This is a genomic window from Kribbella sp. NPDC050241 (genome assembly GCF_044459685.1).
In the GTDB taxonomy this organism is placed as follows: domain Bacteria; phylum Actinomycetota; class Actinomycetes; order Propionibacteriales; family Kribbellaceae; genus Kribbella.
The window spans coordinates 188,336-205,116 of record NZ_JBITJE010000008.1 but is presented as its reverse complement, the minus strand read 5'-3'; the positions used below and the strand labels follow the sequence as shown (position 1 = coordinate 205,116).

The 16,781-nt window shown below is 67.6% G+C and carries 16 protein-coding genes; 6 read left to right on the top strand and 10 right to left on the bottom strand.

All coding sequences use genetic code 11. From position 1 onward, the window contains the following. Positions 1-65 precede the first annotated feature (65 nt). The 5 genes from ACIBG5_RS31915 to ACIBG5_RS31895 all read right to left on the bottom strand — a co-directional run bounded on the left by ACIBG5_RS31915 (position 66) and on the right by ACIBG5_RS31895 (position 4,566). Entirely contained in the window at positions 66-2,003 is a 1,938-nt protein-coding gene (locus ACIBG5_RS31915) for a glycoside hydrolase family 43 protein (protein WP_396395218.1), read from the bottom strand. Positions 2,004-2,095: 92 nt separating this feature from the next. Beyond that, on the bottom strand, positions 2,096-2,494 hold the full coding sequence (locus ACIBG5_RS31910) for a PPOX class F420-dependent oxidoreductase (RefSeq protein ID WP_360440988.1): 399 nt from the start codon (positions 2,492-2,494) through the stop codon (positions 2,096-2,098). Positions 2,495-2,625: 131 nt separating this feature from the next. Then, a complete protein-coding gene (locus ACIBG5_RS31905; RefSeq protein ID WP_396395217.1) occupies positions 2,626-3,081 on the bottom strand; it encodes a hypothetical protein in 456 nt (151 codons plus the stop codon). Further along, on the bottom strand, positions 3,078-3,845 hold the full coding sequence (locus ACIBG5_RS31900) for an ABC transporter permease (protein WP_396395216.1): 768 nt from the start codon (positions 3,843-3,845) through the stop codon (positions 3,078-3,080). The genes ACIBG5_RS31905 and ACIBG5_RS31900 overlap by 4 nt, the downstream gene beginning before the upstream one ends. Then, on the bottom strand, positions 3,838-4,566 hold the full coding sequence (locus ACIBG5_RS31895) for an ABC transporter ATP-binding protein (RefSeq protein ID WP_396395215.1): 729 nt from the start codon (positions 4,564-4,566) through the stop codon (positions 3,838-3,840). Before ACIBG5_RS31895 ends, ACIBG5_RS31900 begins: the two co-directional genes overlap by 8 nt. A 95-nt stretch (positions 4,567-4,661) precedes the next feature. On the opposite strand from ACIBG5_RS31895, the gene ACIBG5_RS31890 reads away from it, so the two are divergent. Both ACIBG5_RS31890 and ACIBG5_RS31885 read left to right on the top strand, forming a co-directional pair. After that, the gene (locus ACIBG5_RS31890; RefSeq protein ID WP_396395214.1) at positions 4,662-5,318 is read left to right on the top strand and encodes a response regulator transcription factor; all 657 of its coding nucleotides are present in this window, start codon (positions 4,662-4,664) and stop codon (positions 5,316-5,318) included. Between the two features lie 18 nt (positions 5,319-5,336). Next, positions 5,337-6,602 (top strand): sensor histidine kinase, encoded by a 1,266-nt coding sequence (locus ACIBG5_RS31885; protein WP_396395213.1) that lies wholly within the window; start codon positions 5,337-5,339, stop codon positions 6,600-6,602. Positions 6,603-6,608: 6 nt separating this feature from the next. Here ACIBG5_RS31885 and ACIBG5_RS31880 read toward each other — a convergent pair whose 3' ends face one another. Continuing rightward, on the bottom strand, positions 6,609-7,292 hold the full coding sequence (locus ACIBG5_RS31880) for a response regulator (protein WP_396395212.1): 684 nt from the start codon (positions 7,290-7,292) through the stop codon (positions 6,609-6,611). After that, a complete protein-coding gene (locus tag ACIBG5_RS31875; protein WP_396395211.1) occupies positions 7,289-8,458 on the bottom strand; it encodes a sensor histidine kinase in 1,170 nt (389 codons plus the stop codon). The genes ACIBG5_RS31880 and ACIBG5_RS31875 overlap by 4 nt, the downstream gene beginning before the upstream one ends. A 110-nt stretch (positions 8,459-8,568) precedes the next feature. Between ACIBG5_RS31875 and ACIBG5_RS31870 the strand changes: the two genes are divergently transcribed. Genes ACIBG5_RS31870 through ACIBG5_RS31860 form a run of 3 tightly spaced genes read left to right on the top strand, consistent with a single transcriptional unit; the run spans position 8,569 to position 11,732 of the window. Continuing rightward, positions 8,569-9,501, top strand: a complete 933-nt coding sequence (locus tag ACIBG5_RS31870; RefSeq protein WP_396395210.1) for an ABC transporter ATP-binding protein — start codon at positions 8,569-8,571, stop codon at positions 9,499-9,501. A gap of 3 nt (positions 9,502-9,504) precedes the next feature. After that, entirely contained in the window at positions 9,505-10,917 is a 1,413-nt protein-coding gene (locus ACIBG5_RS31865; RefSeq protein ID WP_396395209.1) for a hypothetical protein, read from the top strand. After that, positions 10,917-11,732: an ABC transporter permease gene (locus tag ACIBG5_RS31860; RefSeq protein ID WP_396395208.1), complete on the top strand. Its 816-nt coding sequence runs from the start codon at positions 10,917-10,919 to the stop codon at positions 11,730-11,732. Before ACIBG5_RS31865 ends, ACIBG5_RS31860 begins: the two co-directional genes overlap by 1 nt. Here the strand turns inward: ACIBG5_RS31860 and ACIBG5_RS31855 are convergent. Together ACIBG5_RS31855 and ACIBG5_RS31850 are read right to left on the bottom strand one after the other, a co-directional pair. Beyond that, positions 11,729-12,892, bottom strand: coding sequence for a lipid II:glycine glycyltransferase FemX (locus tag ACIBG5_RS31855; protein WP_396395207.1), 1,164 nt, complete (start codon positions 12,890-12,892; stop codon positions 11,729-11,731). The two genes, ACIBG5_RS31860 and ACIBG5_RS31855, sit on opposite strands and share 4 nt — an antisense overlap. A gap of 74 nt (positions 12,893-12,966) precedes the next feature. Continuing rightward, positions 12,967-13,695 carry a DUF4386 domain-containing protein gene (locus ACIBG5_RS31850; protein WP_396395206.1) on the bottom strand — a complete coding sequence of 243 codons (729 nt, stop codon included), beginning with the start codon at positions 13,693-13,695 and terminating at the stop codon, positions 12,967-12,969. A 202-nt stretch (positions 13,696-13,897) separates the two neighbouring features. Here ACIBG5_RS31850 and ACIBG5_RS31845 point away from each other — a divergent pair, with 202 nt between their 5' ends. Continuing rightward, on the top strand, positions 13,898-15,967 hold the full coding sequence (locus tag ACIBG5_RS31845) for a glycoside hydrolase family 36 protein (protein ID WP_396395205.1): 2,070 nt from the start codon (positions 13,898-13,900) through the stop codon (positions 15,965-15,967). Positions 15,968-15,973: 6 nt separating this feature from the next. Here ACIBG5_RS31845 and ACIBG5_RS31840 read toward each other — a convergent pair whose 3' ends face one another. Next, on the bottom strand, positions 15,974-16,729 hold the full coding sequence (locus ACIBG5_RS31840; RefSeq protein WP_360440946.1) for a DeoR/GlpR family DNA-binding transcription regulator: 756 nt from the start codon (positions 16,727-16,729) through the stop codon (positions 15,974-15,976). Positions 16,730-16,781: the final 52 nt, after the last annotated feature.

Here is a 16,781-nt window from a genome sequence, read left to right as displayed (position 1 = left end):
AGTAGATAGTAGCACTGAATAGTGCGGACACAACTGTGCCCCCGGAGTCACCCGGGGGCACAGAGTCAGCTGTCGCGGGAGACCATCAGCCAGCTGACTTGAATGTCTGGGGCGCGAGTCGGCGCGATGGAGACGGTGATGTTGCCGTCGGCACCGACCGCGATCCCGCTGTACGACGCCGCCGTACCGGTGCCTGTGAAGAGACGCTGCTGGTCGACGACCGAACCGTTGACCGTGACCTCGGCGGCGCGGTTCGCCCACGGCCACGGATCGAAGTACCCGGCGTGGACCGTGTACGTCCCCGGCTCCAGGCCACCGAAGGTGTAGACGAGCGCCTCGTGATCCTTGGCGTAGCGCAACGTGCTGTACAGGTCCCCACTCCCCGCGGGTGCGCTCGACCCGGTGTAACCCCAGGTCGTCCCGGTGACGGGATCGACTCCCAATGGTTGCTCGGGGCCCGAATTCAGCAGGGCACCTTCACTGGCGGCGGTCTGCATCAGCGTCTGCCAGTCCGCCGTCGCGGCACCGCCCGCGTTGACGGCGTACCGAACGTTGTGCGGGACGACCATGACGGACCGCGTGAACGTACGCCCGTCCGACAGAGCTCCGCGGAGGCTCGCCGGCCCCGGCTGCGCGATGGTCGACGCATCCCACGTGACCGCGACCTGCTGTGAGCCCGCCGCCGTCTTCACACTGACCGCGGCCGGCAACGTGCTCGTGTCGTTCAGCCAGACGTGATCCGGCAGCGCCGTCTCGACAGTCCAGCGCTGGTACGGCGCCAGGTCGTGCAATGTCCACTCCTGGTCGGGGCCGATCGACAGGCTGCCGCCCTCGCCGAAGCTCATCGGCATCCAGATGTACGGCGCGTTGGCCAGGTCATCCGGAGTCCACCGGTCACCCATGAAGGCGTACTTGTTCCGCGCCGGATCGACCGGGATCACCGACGTACTCTGCGACCGATACGTATCCGCCGCGCCTGCCCCACTGATCGGGCTGCCCTTGTCGGTCCACTGGCCGAGAACGCTCGTCGCGGTGGCATAGCGCGCCGGGTTCGGATCCCATCCCGTAGCACCGGAGGTGATCAGGTAATAGGTGCCCTCGGACTTGAACATCGCCGGCGCCTCCCGCTGGTTGCACGCGAGCGTCCGCACGAAGTCCTTCCCCTGCACGGCCTTCTCGGGCGGCGCGGACAGGTACGTGTACGACTTGTTCAGCTTCGAGATGTACATCGTCCGGTTCTCCTCGGAGGAGTAGACGATGTACGCCGTCCCGTCGTCGTCGACGAACAGGTTCATGTCCCGGGCCATGCCGCCGGCCGGGTCGAAGGCGGACCCGGTCCCACACCACGGCACCGAGTCGCTCGGCACGCGGTTCAGCCGGTACGAGTCGATCCACCGGAACGGCCCGGTCGGCGAATCCGCGATCGCCACCCCAGCCTCGGCCCGCGCGTACGTCGACGTACCGGTCGGGGACGACGGTCCGTCGGAGTGCACCCACATGATCCACTGGCCGGTCGCCTTGTTGTGGATCACCTTCGGCCGCTCGAGGATCGACGGTCTGGCCCAGCCGTCGGTGCGGACGCTGTTGGTGGACAGGTCGCGCCAGACGATCTCCTTCTGGGCGGCGGTGTAGTGCTTGTACAGCTTCGCGAAGTACTTGTCGTTCGTGAACTGGTCCGGTGAACTCATCGCCCGCAGAGCGAGGCCCTCGTCCTTCCAGTTGTACAAGTCGTACGACGCGTAGACGTGGACTCCGGGTGAGTCGAAGTACCCGTTGCTGCGATCCTCGCCGTACCAGTACCAGATCCGCCGGCCCTGGTCGTCGGTCGACGGCACCACCTGGCCGCCATGTGCCTGGATCACCTGGCCCGTCGTGTCGAGCCATTCGGCGCCGGGGCGGAACGAGTTGTAGGTCGTGGGTGCGGGTGGGGCCGGGGCGGCGATCGCGGCCGGGGCCAGCAGGGTGAGCGTTGCGCTCAGGACGGCGAGTCTGATCAGTCTCATCCGGGGTCCTTACGTCGGGGCGGACGGGCAGTAAGGATGTTTACGTCAACACGGCTGGAGACATCGATTACAGCCCCGCCGGGAGGGTGCCGTCAAGGGCTGCCGAGCTGGCTTGTGGTGCGTTCCACGATGATCGCTGCCGCGTACCGCGTCGTACCCGGCGGTTCGACGTCTGCCCAGTCGCCGGTGTACTTCCGGGCGATCGCCTGCTCCAGCGCGAGATCCGGGTCGGCGATCAACTCCTCGACCCGCCCCCGCAGTTCCAGGTAGTACGTCGGCCGGGCCGGGTCCACGATCACGACCGAGATCCGCGGGTCACGTTGCAGGTTGCGCAACTTCTGGCGGCCCTCCACCAGGCTGATCCGCACGCGCTCGCCGTCCCAGAGGAACCACAGCGGCGTCACCTGCGGCTCACCCCGCTTACCGATCGTCCCAACGAACGCGACTGTTGCCGATGACAACAGTTCCTCGAACTCGGCCGGAATCTCCACTCTCGCCTCCTGATGTACGTCGATCCGTGGTCCGACAAGACTGGCATCGCGTTGTCACGTGCGTCGAGCCTGTCCGTGGTCTGGACGAGCATGGTCGCATGACACCTTCGTGCACTTCCTCGGCAACGACCTCAAGCCCTTGCTGCACGCCTGAGGCGCCCGATCAAAGCGGCGGCGCCGAGCAATGCCGGTACGGCGATCGCCACCGGCACAACACCACCGGTGTCGAGGGTCTGGCGTGGTGAGACGGTGACGTGGACCGGCGGTCCGGCGACGAGAGCTCCGTTTTGCGGGATCAGTACGACGTACACCGCGAAGTGACCGGGATTGACGGCCTGGAACTCCCAGTCCAGCTGGGTCTCCCGGCCGGCCGGGACCGGCTGGGTGACGTCCTGCGTCCAGTCCTCCAGATCGACGTACACGCCGTCGAGGCTGACCACGTTGAGATGCGCGATGGCCGGACCGGACTCGCTGACGACCGACTCCACAGTGAGGGTCTGGCCGATCTGCGTGGTCAGTTGGTCCTGATTCATCGTGATCGTCGGGTTGGCCATCACCACGGTGGCGATCAGGCTGAGCAGGTTCATCGCAGCCCCGCAGTCAGCCGGACGAGTCGAGGGCCGGCCGCGATCAGGACCGCGACAACGACCAGTGCGACCACGACCGGCGCGACCAGGTAGCTGAGGTCGTTGGTCCAGCCACGGCGGCCGACAAGGATCTGGGAGATGTAGTGCAGGGCGGACCCGATCGGGTTGATCCGGGTCAGCACCTCGCCGAATCCGGTCCTCGGCAGCGCGGGCAGTTGGGTCGGCGCGAACAGCACGAGCAACAGGAGCAGGCCGCACGCCAGGCTCGTCTTGTTGGAGTTCGTCAAGCCGCTGAAGAGCATTCCGATGCCGCCGAGCCCGATCGCGACCAGCGTCCCGACGACCAGGGCGAGGAGCGCTGCCTGGCCTGCGCCTGCCACCCCGCGGCCGAGCACCCACAGATAAGGGAGCGTGACGGCCAGGCAGGCCAGCCACATCGTCGATGCGGCCGCGAGCTTGCCGACGACGATCGCACGCCGGGACACGGGCGTGAGCAGGAGTGCCTCGAACGTGCCGCGTTCGCGCTCGCCGCTGATCGCATCCGCACTGACCACGACCGTGAGCAGGACCCCGACCGCCAGCCCGACCTGGACCGTGAGGTTGACCGCCTCGCGTTGCTCGAGGAAGTTCATGGCCCGATTGGTCGCGGCCAGGTAGGTCATCGCGCTGAGCAGGATGCTGAACCCGAACACCAGCACCGGTCCGCGGCCGCCGATCCAGAGGTCTCGGCCCTCCTGCTCGGCAACCACTGTCCACCTAGTCATGACCGCTCTCCCCGGTCAGGTCGAGGAACGCGGCACTCAGGCTGCCCGCTCCTGCGACGATTCCGGCGATCGGTCCCGCCGCCCGAAGCCTGCCGTGGTCGAGAATGAGCACGCTGCCGCAGACCTGCTCGACCTCGGTGAGCGTGTGTGTCGACAGCACCACCGTCACACCGCGTCGATCGGCGATGTCCGCGATGGTGCTCAGAATCTCGCGCTGACCGGCCGGGTCCAGCCCGAGCGTCGGCTCGTCCAGGAACACGACCGCAGGGTCGTTGACCAACGCGCGGGCGATCCCGAGCCGTTGCTTCATACCCCGGCTGTACGTCGAGATCGGTGCACCCGCTCGATCGCCGAGACCGACGTCGGTCAGCAATCGGCCGGCCACCTCGCGTGCATCGTGGCGACTCGATCCGAACAGCCGCGCTGCGTAGCGGAGGTACTCCGCGCCGGTCTGCCGCGCCGGATAGCCGGCGCTCTCCGGCAGAACGCCGATGCGCTGCCTGATCCGGTGCGGCTGATCGCTGGGTACGCCGGCGACGCTGAAGGTCCCGCCGGTCGGCTCGAGGATCGTTGTGAGCAGGCGGATCGTGGTCGTCTTCCCGGCGCCGTTGGGGCCGAGCAGTCCGATCACCTCGCCCGCGTCCGCGGCGAAGGTGAGTCCGTCGAGGGCGTTGCGCGCGCCGTACCGCTTGCTGAGGCCGATCGCCTCGATGGTCGCCATGGGCCGACGGTAGGTCCGCACGGCTGAATCCCCGCTGAACGGTGCATTCAGCCGGGATTCAGCCAGAATGGAGGAGGATCGCCTGGAGGTGGGTGATGCGCGCGCTGGTGGTGGAGGACGAACTCCGGCTGGCCACGGGTCTGCGGGCCGGCCTGGAGGCAGAGGGGTACGCCGTCGACGTCGCGCTGACCGGGACCGACGGACTGTGGCTCGCCCGCGAGTACGGGTACGACGTCGTCCTGCTGGATCTGATGCTGCCGGAGCTCGACGGGTTCGAGATCTGTGCGACGCTGCGGGCCGAGCAGGTGTGGACGCCGATCCTGATGCTGACGGCACGGGATGCGGACACCGACCAGATCCGTGCCCTGGACACCGGCGCGGACGACTATCTCACCAAGCCCTTCTCGTACGCCGTCCTGATCGCCAGGCTCCGTGCCCTGGTACGGCGAGGTGCGGCGGAACGACCGTGCGTGCTGGAAGCCGGTCACCTGCGGCTGGATCCCGCAGCCCGGAGAGCTTGGGCCGGTGGGGCCGAGCTGGTGCTGACCGCGCGGGAGCTGTCGTTGCTGGAGTTCCTTGTTCGGCGGCATGGTCAGGTGGTGTCGAAGCGAACGATCCTCGACCACGTCTGGGACTACGACTTCGACGGCGACCCGAACATCATCGAGGTCTACATCCGGCGACTCCGCACCAAGCTCGGGCAGGACTCGATCACGACCCTGCGCGGAGCCGGCTACCGACTTGCCGATTGACGATGGGGAGGTCACGCCATGCGGCTGCGGGTGACAATCACAGCGGTGTTGGTGCTCGGCCTCGCGCTCGTCGCAGGCGCCCTGGTGCTCGTCGCCTTGCTCGGCTCGGTGCTCACCGACCAGGTGTGCCAGGACGCGCGGGATCGAGTTGCGCAGCTGAGCTCGGCGACCGGCACAGACCGGCCACAGTCGACGAACAGCGAACTGATCCAGTGGACCGTAGTACAGGGCGGTGGCGAGACGATCGCTTCTCCGCCTGCCGACGGCTGCGTCTCGGTCGAACCTCCCGGTTATCCCGAGGACTTCGTCTTCGCCGCGGCACCGCTCGCCACCGGTGGTGACGTGATCGTGGGTAAGCCCCTGGTGGATGTGCTGGACTCGACCCGGTTCGTACGTCGCGTCCTCCTGGTCGGTGTGCCGTTGATGATGCTGATCGTCGGCGGTGTGACCTGGGTGGTGACAGGGCGGATCCTGGCGCCGGTCACGGCGATCCGGCGTGAGGTCGACGAGATCACCGCGACCGAGCTCCACCGCCGGGTCCCCGCCACACGCACCGACGAGATCGGCCGACTGGCCAGGACGATGAACCGGATGCTCGATCGCCTGCAGCGGTCGCAGGAGAGCCGGCTGCGGTTCGTCTCCGATGCCTCGCACGAGTTGCGGTCCCCGATCGCGGCGATCCGCCAGCACGCCGAGGTCGCCCGGGCGCACCCCGGGCGCACGACCGTCACCGAGCTGGCGACGACAGTCCTCGACGAAGACGTGCGGATGCAAGGCCTGGTCGACGATCTGCTGTTACTGGCCCGCTCCGACGAGGACCACACGGAACCTCCGAACACCCCGGTCGATCTCGACGACCTCGTCCTCGCCGAGGCGCAGCGGTTGCGATCGGCAACAAGCCTGGCGATCGACACAGCCGGCGTGTCCGGCGGTCAGGTCCGCGGCGACGAGGTGGCGCTGGCCCGGATGATCCACAACCTCGCCGACAACGCCGCGCGGCACGCCCGGAGCAGGATCGCGTTCACCCTCACGGAGTCCGCCACCACCGTCGTCCTCGCCATCAGCGACGACGGTCCCGGCGTCCCCACAGCCGACCGAACCCGCGTCTTCGACCGGTTCGTCCGGCTGAACCCAGCCCGCTCCCGCGACGCCGGCGGCACCGGCCTCGGTCTGGCGATCGTTGCCACCATCATCGAACGCCACCACGGCACGATCACGATCCGCACCGCCGACACCGGAGGCGCCACCCTCGAAGCCAAGCTTCCACAGGCCGACCACACCTGAGGCCGCTCAACGGTCGCGTGGGGCACCGGGGACGACCAGGCCTGACTCGTAGGCGGCGATCACGGCCTGGGTGCGATCGCGTGCGCCGAGCTTGCTGAGCAACCGGCTGACGTGGGTCTTGACGGTCTCGTCGCTGACCACCAGCCGGGTCGCGATCTCAGGGTTGGACAGACCCCCGGCGATGAGTTGGAGCACCTCGATCTCGCGCGGTGTGAGGTGGCCGAGAGACACCGCCGGGTCGCCGGCCGGACGACGCCGGGCGAACTCCGCGATCAACCGGCGTGTCACGGTGGGCGCGAGCAGACCACCGCCGGACGCGATCACCCGGACCGCGTCGAAGAGGCGTTCCGCGGTCACGTCCTTGAGCAGGAAGCCGCTGGCTCCGGCGGCCAGAGCGTCGTACACGTGCTCGTCCAGGTCGAACGTGGTCAGCATCAGGATCCGCGGACCTGCCGTGGGACCGGAGTCGGTGACGATGCGACGGGTCGCCTCGATACCGTCCAGGACCGGCATCCGGACATCCATCAGCACGACGTCCAACGCCTGGTCGCGACACAACCGGACCGCCTCGGAGCCGTCGGCAGCGGTGCCCGCGACGACGAAGTCCGGCTGGGTACCGAGGAGCGTGCCGAATCCGGCGCGGATGACCTCCTGATCGTCGACGACGGCGATCCGTGTCGGTGTCGTCATGGCGCGTCCAGCGGGATCGGAAGGACAGCCTCGACCACGAAACCGCCGCCCACGGACCGGCCGAAGGTCAGGGAACCGCCCATCATCGCGGCGCGCTCGCGCATGCCCACCAGCCCGTGCCCACCGGTGCCGTCGGGGTCGAGGGCCGGGCCTGGACCGCTGTCGCGGATCCGCACCCGCAGTGCCTCGTCGGTGTAGTCCAACTCCACGTCCGCGGCCGCGCCCGGTGCGTGCCGGCGTGCGTTGGTCAGCGCCTCCTGGACGATGCGGAACGCCGTCAGCTGGACCCCCGGATCGAGCGGGACGACACCGCCGCGCACGATCAGGCGAGTGCTGGCGCCGGACGACGCGCGCGCTTCGTCGACGAGTGCGTTCAGCTGTTCCAGACCGGGCTGCGGTGCCCGCACGGCCCGAGTGCCGGTGTCAGCGTCTTCGCGCAGTACGCCGAGCAGCCGGCGCATCTCGGTGAGAGCGGACCGCGCGGTGTCGCCGATCGCGATCAGCCGTTGCGCGCCCTCCGGCGGCAAGCCCGGTGTGGACAGCCGGGCGGTCTCGGCCTGGACTGCGATGATCGAGATGTGGTGCGCGACGACGTCGTGCAGTTCGCGGGCGATCCGGGCTCGCTCACCCCTTGCGGCGTAGTCATGCAGGGTCTCCGCGGTCTCGCGCTCGGCCGCCGCTGCGGCCACCGCCGTACCGCGTTCCCGTACGGCGGTGCCGAGCAGGACCGCGGCCGTCATCAGGACCAACACCACAGTCGAGTCCACCCGCGGCTCACCGAGCGCGAGCACCACGAACGGCAGCAGCAGCGGGAACGCCACCAGACGCGATCTGCTCCGCGCCAGCCGGTACGCAGCGATCATCCCGGCCAGCACCGCCGCGACGTACGGCGTCTCGGGGCTGGCGAGCAACACGCTGTTCGCCAGCGTGACTGCCAGCGCTGCGGGAATCGGGTGGGCCGGCAGGAATGCGAGCGGCACCGTCGCACAGAGCCCGAGGAGCAGCGCCGTCCCTTGGTCCATGCCGCTCCGGTCGCCGCGGCCCGCAGACTCCATGACCGCGAGCAGTGCGAGCAGGACCGCCACGACGACGTACGCATCGCGGGTGTCGGCGATCCTGCGGACGGCAACGAACGCCCGGTCGCCCAGCTCACGGACCTGGCTCACAGACTCATTGTCCGCCCGGTCCGTCACCCCGGTCGTCCCCCACGCGAGGGACGACCAGAGCGCTCAGGAGCGTGACGAAATCTGCCGGGCCGAGCCGTAGCGTCTCAGCCATGGAGTCCACCACGATCGAGGTTCGCGAGCTGTCCAAGACGTACGGCGCCACCGTCGCCGTGGACGGTCTGTCGTTCACTGTCCGGCCCGGGCAGGTGACCGGGTTCGTCGGACCGAACGGAGCCGGAAAGTCGACCACGATGCGGGTGATTCTCGGGCTCGACGCGCCGGACGACGGCGACGCACTGGTCGGCGGTCGCCGCTACCGGGATCTCGCATCGCCGCTGCGCGAGGTCGGCGCGCTGCTCGACGCGGCTGCGATCCATCCGGGCCGGAAGGCACGCGATCACCTGCTCTGGATGGCGCAGTACAACGGCCTGCCGGCGCGGCGCGTCGACGAGGTCCTCGAGCAGGTGGGCCTCACGCAAGCGGCACGGCGCCGAGCCGGCGGGTTCTCGCTGGGCATGCGGCAGCGGCTCGGGATCGCCGGGGCACTGCTCGGGGATCCGCCGGTGCTGTTGTTCGACGAGCCCGTGAACGGGCTGGACCCCGAGGGCATCGTCTGGATCCGCGGTCTGCTGCGGTCGCTGGCGGCCGAGGGCCGGGCGGTGCTGGTGTCCAGCCACCTGATGGGTGAGCTCGAAGACAGCGCGGACCATCTGATCGTGATCGGCCGCGGCCGGCTGATCGCAGATACCACCGTGGCGGAGCTGGTCTCCGCAGCATCGGCGGACAGAGTCGTACTCCGCACTTCGCACCGGACCCAGGCGATGACGGTGCTGGCGACGGCCGGCGCCACGGTCGCCGCGACCGACCACGATCGAGTGACCGTGACCGGGCTCACGTCAGAGCACGTCATCCAGCTGCTGAACCAGCACGGGCTGACGTTCACCGAGGTCGCCGCGCATCGGGCGTCGCTGGAAGAGGCCTACATGGACCTCACCCGCGACGTGGTCGAGTTCGCCGCGCACGGCCGGCCACGGGAGGCGTGAACGATGACAAGCTTCCTGCGCGTGCTGCGCGGAGAGTGGACGAAGTTCCGCTCTGTGCGCAGCACCGCGCTGTGCCTGCTCGCGGCGGTCGCAGTCACCGTGCTGCTGGAACTCCTGGGCACGTCGGCCGGCTCGACCGACGCCAACGAGCAGCCGCGGTACTCCGACCAGGCCTACTTCGTGCACAAGCCCTTGGCCGGCGACGGATCGGTGGTCGCCAGGGTCGTCAGCCAGCAGAGCAGCCACGAATGGGCCAAGGCCGGCCTCCTGGTGAAGGCTGGGATCACACCGGGATCGCCGTACGCCGCTGTGCTTGTCACACCTGACCATGGCGTGCGGATGCAGGCGATGTTCGACACAGATCTGGCCGGTCCGCCCGACCGGGCGCCGCAGTGGCTCAAGCTGACCCGGGTCGGCAGTTCGATCACCGGGTACGCATCTGCCAACGGCCAGGACTGGCACGAGGTCGGGACGCTGACCGTGGCGCTGCCGCGCGACGTCGAGATCGGCCTGTTCGTCGCGTCGCCGCCGGTGTACGTGTCCACCCGAACGGGCAGCGGAATGTCGATCGGGATCAGGAACACCGTGGGCGCGGCGATCTTCGACGATGTCAGGGTGACCGGTGCACTGGCAGGGGGCCGGGACTGGATCGGTCAGAACATCTCGACGTTGCCGTCGAAGGAGACCGGTGGAGTTCCGATCGGTGACCTGAGCCGGTCCGGCGACACGTTCAACGTCACCGGGTCCGGCGACATCTCCGGGTACGGCATCGCGAGCTGGCATTCGCCGGGCGACGACGATGTGGTGCTGCTCAGCCTCTTCGGCGTACGCGTCGGAGTGATCGCGGTGATCGCCCTCGGCGTGCTGTTCATGACAGCGGAGTACCGGACCGGGCTGATCCGCACCACGTTCATCGCCGGACCCCGGCGCGGCCAGGTTCTCGCTGCGAAGGCCATCGTGCTCGGCGGCACGGTGTTCGTGGCCGGACTGATCGCCAGTGTCGCGTCGTTCCTGATCGCGCAACCTGGGCTGCACTCGGGTGGCTACAACCCACCGGCATACCCGCATGTGTCGCTGCTGGACGGCGAGAGTCTGCGTGCGGTCGTCGGAACCGCCGTCTTCCTCACCCTGATCGCGCTCTTCAGCCTCGGCATCGCCGTACTCCGGCGACGTACTGTCGGCGCGATCGTGTTCGTCGTCGCACTCGTGGTGGTGCCGCAACTCGTCGTACCGGTGATCTCACCCGATGCCGACATCTGGGCCACCCGGCTGACCCCGATCGCCGGCCTGGCCGTGCAGCAGACGGTCGACGCGGGCCAGGTGATCGGTCCATGGGCGGGTCTGGGCGTACTCTGCGGGTACGCCGTCATTGCACTCGGCCTGGCCCGCTGGCAACTCGGCCGCCGGGACGCCTGATGGCCACCGGACGGGGGCTGCTTGCCGGACGGGCGCTGCGGGCAGAGTGGACGAAGCTGCGCACGATGCCGGCCACCGGCTGGACGCTTGCCGCGATGATGTTGTCGACGGCAGCCATCGGGGCCTTGGTGACCTGGGACCTCACACCGCCGGACTGCGCGCGCTCCGACCCCAGTTGCGACTTCGATCTCACCAAGCTGAGCCTGTCCGGGGTCTACCTCGGACAGGCGGCCGTGATCGTGATGGCAGCGCTCGCGGTCACCACCGAGTACGAGACTGCGATGATCCGGACCACGCTTGCGTCCTGCCCGCGCCGGTTCGTCGTCCTCGCCGCGAAGGCCGTGGTCGTCACCTCCGCGGTCGTCGGGGCCGCCACGATCAGTGTGCTGATATCGCTGCTGGCCGGCCGCGAATTCCTGGCCGGCAACGGGTTCACCACGACCGCGGGCTACCGGCCCCTCTCGCTCGGAGATGGACCGACCCTGCGCGCGTACGGCGGAACCGTGCTGTATCTCGGCCTTGTCGCGCTGCTCAGCCTCGGCGTCGCCTTCGTCGTCCGCCATACCGGCGGCACGGTGTCGATTCTCTTCGTCCTGCTCTACGTCGCGCCGATCATGTCGATCGCCGTTACCGACCCCCGCTGGAAGGAATGGATCGAGAAGGCGTCACCGATGACCGCGGGCCTGTCGATCCAGGCCACGCTGCGGCTGGACGCCCAATCGATCGCTCCCTGGGCAGGTCTCGGTGTCCTCACGTTGTACGCCGTCGGCGCGCTCGCCACCGCCCTGGTGCTCTTCCGCCTCCGCGACGCCTAGCCCCGGACTATCCCCGAGCGGCGGCGATGACGGAAGTGGATCATCGCCCGGTGCAGTGTGCGGTTGATCGGTCCAGGAAGCGGCCGCTCCCATTCGCCAACTGTCTCGACCACCTCTCCGCCGGTGCCCAGCTTCCACCGCAGCAGCCCGTACGCGGCGTCATCTGGATCCAGCGAAGCCGACACACCGCGCATGTCGTACCGCTCGGCGCCGAGCTTCTGGGCGTCGGTCATCATTTTCCACTGCAGGATGTGGCTCGGCCTGACGTCGCGGCGGTGATCGGCCGATCCGCCGGCCTGGTACCAGACGCGCCTGCCGACGACGTTCATGGTGTGGGCGGCAAGTACTTCGTCCCGCCAGGTCGACAGATACAACCGCATCTGACCTGGCACCTCGCCGTTCATCACCCGGTACTGGCGTTGGTAGTACGCCAACGACCGGCCCGAACGGAACCCGTTGCGTCGTTCCGTGGTGCTCAAGAGCTCATAGAACGTGGGCAGGTCGCGCTCGGCCCCGAGTCGTACGTCGACGCCCGACCTCATCGCCTTGCGGATGTTGCGCTGCCACTCCTTGCTGAAGCCGGCCACGAGATCGCGACCCGCGATCGGGACCTGGAACAGATACCGGGGCTGTGCATCGCCGGCCGACTCCTGCTCGCCGCATCGGCGCCATCCCAGGGTTCTCAGGCGATCGGCGATCGCCGACCCGACCGGCTCCACCACATCAGGCAGGACATGGTCGACCCGGCGGCCAGGTGCGACCGCCGACCTCAAGGTGGCCGCCTGCCAACGCCGCAAGGCCTTCGGCGGCCCCAACCTGACCGCAAAAGCCTCCCGTCGCTCGAGATAGTCGAGCAGGGGATCGAGCCATCGTTCCAGCCAAGGATCCGCCCAATCGATATCCGGGCCCTCAGGCAGGTACGCATACCACCGGGACAGGCCCGGCACCTGGCGAAACAGCACCAGCGTCGTACCGACGACCCGTCCGTCGCCGTCCCGCCAAGCCAGTAGCTCTGATGCCCAACCGGTCTTCACCTGAGCCCAGGACGGGATCTGCAGAAAGCTTCTGTCGTCGTGGAGACCGGATACCGCTTGATAGTGCAGCGGCTCGATCTCACCGACCGTCAGTTGGTCCTGACGAATCGCAACATCGGTGCGCACACGTCTCACCCCGCCCGCAATCGGCTGTCATGTCGTCGCGTCACCCTGTAAGACGCCTCGACAGCCGCGAAAGGTCACACCGCCAACGCCGGTGACCCGACCTCACCTGCAGGCGTCGGTGACCTGAATCCCTTGGCGATCAGCCAGATCGGCATGGCCACGAACTCGAACAACCCGCCCGGAATCAGGAGCACAAGCCCTGCTCCGTCGTTCATGTCGAGAACACCGAGAAGGTCGAGGGGTACTCCGAGCAGGAGACAGGAGTAGCCGACGATCCCGAGCACCGCGATCGCCCGAGGGACGATCCTGGAGACGAACAGCAGGTAGGTAAGGATCAGACCGCCGATACCCGTTGGGATGTACACCCAGAGCAGGTGATTGGGAACAACCTCCAGTTGTGTCAACAGATAGATCCCGCACACAGCGGAAACGGTGAACTCGATGACCCTCATCACCGGGTACCAGATCGCAAGCCTCTGATTGACGTCCTTCAGAACCTGGTACATCAGCAGGCCGATCCCCACGACGGCGATCCCGGAACACATCATCAGTACGACGCTGACCGTCAGTGGCGCGCGGTCGGTGTCGCCGTTCTCGAACGCGTCGATCAACGACGTACCGACCATGGCGGTGACCATCTGGACCAGGAACAAAATGCCGACGGCGACCGCGATTCCCCTTCTTGACATGACTCTCCCTCGATCGAGCATGAGCAAGGAGATGCGATATCGCCCCCGATTACGGTCTCCCCCGGATATGACGTCCGCTCCCCAGCCCCTCCCCCGGCAGACGTCCTCCCTCACAGTGCGCCTCCACAGATCGGTTGTCCACCTCCACTACCGGACCCACGGCTGACCAATCATCATGCGACGCCGATTGAGCGTTTTGATCATTATTGTGCGCGAATAGATTGTTGCCTTGACGGAATGTGTTCGCCAGATTACGTTTCAGACCTCATCGCGCATATTTGCGCTGCGTCGGCTTTCACTCCTGAGGGGTTTTGGCATGACCGATATGAAGCGGCGAACCGTGCTGAAAATCGCATTGGGAGGCGCAGGTCTGGCCGCTCTCCCGGCGGCGACTGCGGCTGCGGCAGAGGCGAAGCGCGACCCCAGAGTCGTGGGCGTCGGCGACACTTCTATCACTGTTGAGTTCGATGACCAGTTGCACAGCAGAGTCGCACTGAACGGCTCGCAGCTGACGCAGTTCGACGCCGGCGAGGCGTTGCTCCTCGGCGAAACAGCCATCGACACCTTCGCCTACCGCGAACACCGGACGCGAAAGACCTGGCATTCCCGCCATGGCGCAGGTGTGCAGGTGACCATCGAGGGTGACTCCAAGGAAGGTGTACGGAAGACCGTCGAGCTCACCTGCTATCAGCGATTGAGCGGTATGGCCGTGATGCAGGTGACCTACACGAACCTGTCCGGCACGTCGTTCGACATCACCGGCTGGCGGAACGGAGCCCACGAACTTCTGCAATCGCCAGGCGGCTTCTACACCTTCTCCGGCTCCACTCACGAGGACCGGCGCGACTGGGTGCAACCGGTGTCCGACGACTTCTCCCAGCAGAACTCCCTCGGCATGGATGCCTCCGACTACGGCGGTGGCACCCCGATGGCGACAATCTGGCGTCGCAGCGGCGGCCTCTCGGTAGGGCACGTCGAGCCGGAGGCCCGGATTCTGCGGATGCCCGTCCGCAAGTCCGAGCACGGAGCAAGCATCGCCATCGAGGGCGACACCCCGCGCACCCTGAAGCCCGGACAACGGCTGACCACCGACACCACCTTCGTGACGGTCCATCCCAGCGATCACTTCGTTCCGCTGCAGCGGTATCGCGACTACATGGGCGACCTCGGTCTGCGGGCGCCGAAGGTCGCAAAGTCGGCGTACGCTCCGGTCTGGTGTGCCTGGGGATACGAGCGGAACTTCACGGTCGAGCAGGTGCTCGGGACGTTGCCGAAGGTCCGCGACGTCGGGTTCAAGTGGGCCGGGCTGGACGACGGTTGGCAGACCAACGAGGGCGACTGGGACATCAACCTGGCGAAGTTCGCCGGCGGCGACGCGGACATGCGGGCGTTCACCCGGGACATCCGTGACGCCGGCCTGCTGCCCCGGCTGTGGTGGGCGCCGCTGGCTGCGGATCCCGAGAGCAACCTGTTCAAGGAACACCCCGACATGCTGCTGCTCGACCGCGAGGGCAACAAACAACAGGTGACCTGGTGGGACGCCTGGACCCTGTGCCCGGCGTACCAGCCGGTGGTCGACTACTTCGCCGGGCAGGCGCGGAAGTTCATCGGTGACTGGGGTTACGAAGGACTCAAGATCGACGGGCAGCATCTGAACGGCGTCACGCCCTGCTACAACCCCGCTCACGGGCACGCCCGGCCGGAGGAGTCGACCGAGGGACTGGCGCAGTTCTGGAAGGCGATCCACGACGCCGCCCACGCCGAGAATCGCAACGCGGTCGTCGAACTCTGCCCGTGCGGTACGGCGTTCGCCTTCCACAACCTGCCGTACGTCGACCAGTACCCGGGCTCGGACCCGACGTCGTCGTACCAGGTCCGGACCAAGGGCAAGTCGATGAAGGCGCTGATGGGGCAGGGCAGCAGCTACGCCGGTGACCACGTCGAACTGAGTGACGGAGGCAACGACTTCGCCTCCAGCTACGGCGTCGGCGCAGTCCTGTCGACGAAGTTCACGTACCCGAGCGACCCGCCGGGGACGAAGCCGGGGCGGGAGAAGGTGCTGACCCCGGAGAAGGAGGCGCTCTGGCGCAAGTGGGTCGACCTGTACGAGAAGAACATGCTGCCCACCGGCGAGTACCGTGGTGAGCTGTACGACGTCGGGTTCGACCTGCCGGAGTCGCACGTCATCGCCAAGAACTCCACGCTGCACTACGCCTTCTACACGGACCAATGGGATGGAGACGTGGAGCTGCGAGGTCTGGGCAAGGGCGAGTACACAGTGACCGATCCCTTCAACGGAACGTCCCTGGGCACCGTCGACTCACGGCACAACACTGTCAGGCTGACGTTCGAGAAGTTCCAGCTCGTCGTTGCCGAGCGCCACTGATCCCGGTCAGACCGCGGTCACCTGTACGCCGGCTCGTTGCAGAGCTTCGAGCTGGCCGGGCTGAGCGCCGCGATCGGTGACGACATCGTTGACGCCGGACAGCATGCTGATCCGGGCGAAGGTGACGCGACCGAGCTTGGAGCTGTCCGCGATCACAACACTGCGGTAGGCCCGCCGCAGGAACGCGAGGTCGGTCTGCGCTTCCATCTCGTCGTACGTCGTACAGCCTTCCTCCGGCGTGAGGCCGTCCACGCCGATGAACGCGATGTCGAGGTGGTAGTTCGCGAGCATCGCCTCGGCGGCCGGGCCGACCAGCTCGTAGGACGAGCGCGCGATCCCACCGATCAGCACGAGCCGGACGCCCGCGTGACCGACGAGCTCGGAGGCGATGTTGATCGCGTTCGTCACCACGGTGATTCCGCGCCGTTGCGCCAGGGCGCGGGACAACTCGAGGGCGGTAGTGCCGCCGGTCATGCCGACCACAGCGCCCTCCTCCACGAATGAGGCAGCGGCTCGGCCGATGGCTCGCTTCTCCGCCTGCCGCAGCGCCGCCTTGACCCGGGTCGGTACTTCGTCACCGGACTCGTTGGACATCGCTCCGCCGTGCGTCCGCACCAGCAACTGGTCGCGGCTCAGCGTCTGCAGGTCCCGGCGGATGGTCGCGCCCGAGACTCCGAGCGCCCTGGCCAGCGCGGCGACGTCCACGCTGCCGTGCTCGCCGACCTGATCGAGGATCGCACTCAACCGCTCTGACTTCCGCACAACGGGCACTGTACAAGATGCACACCTTTTGAGCACTTGCGCATTATTCTGC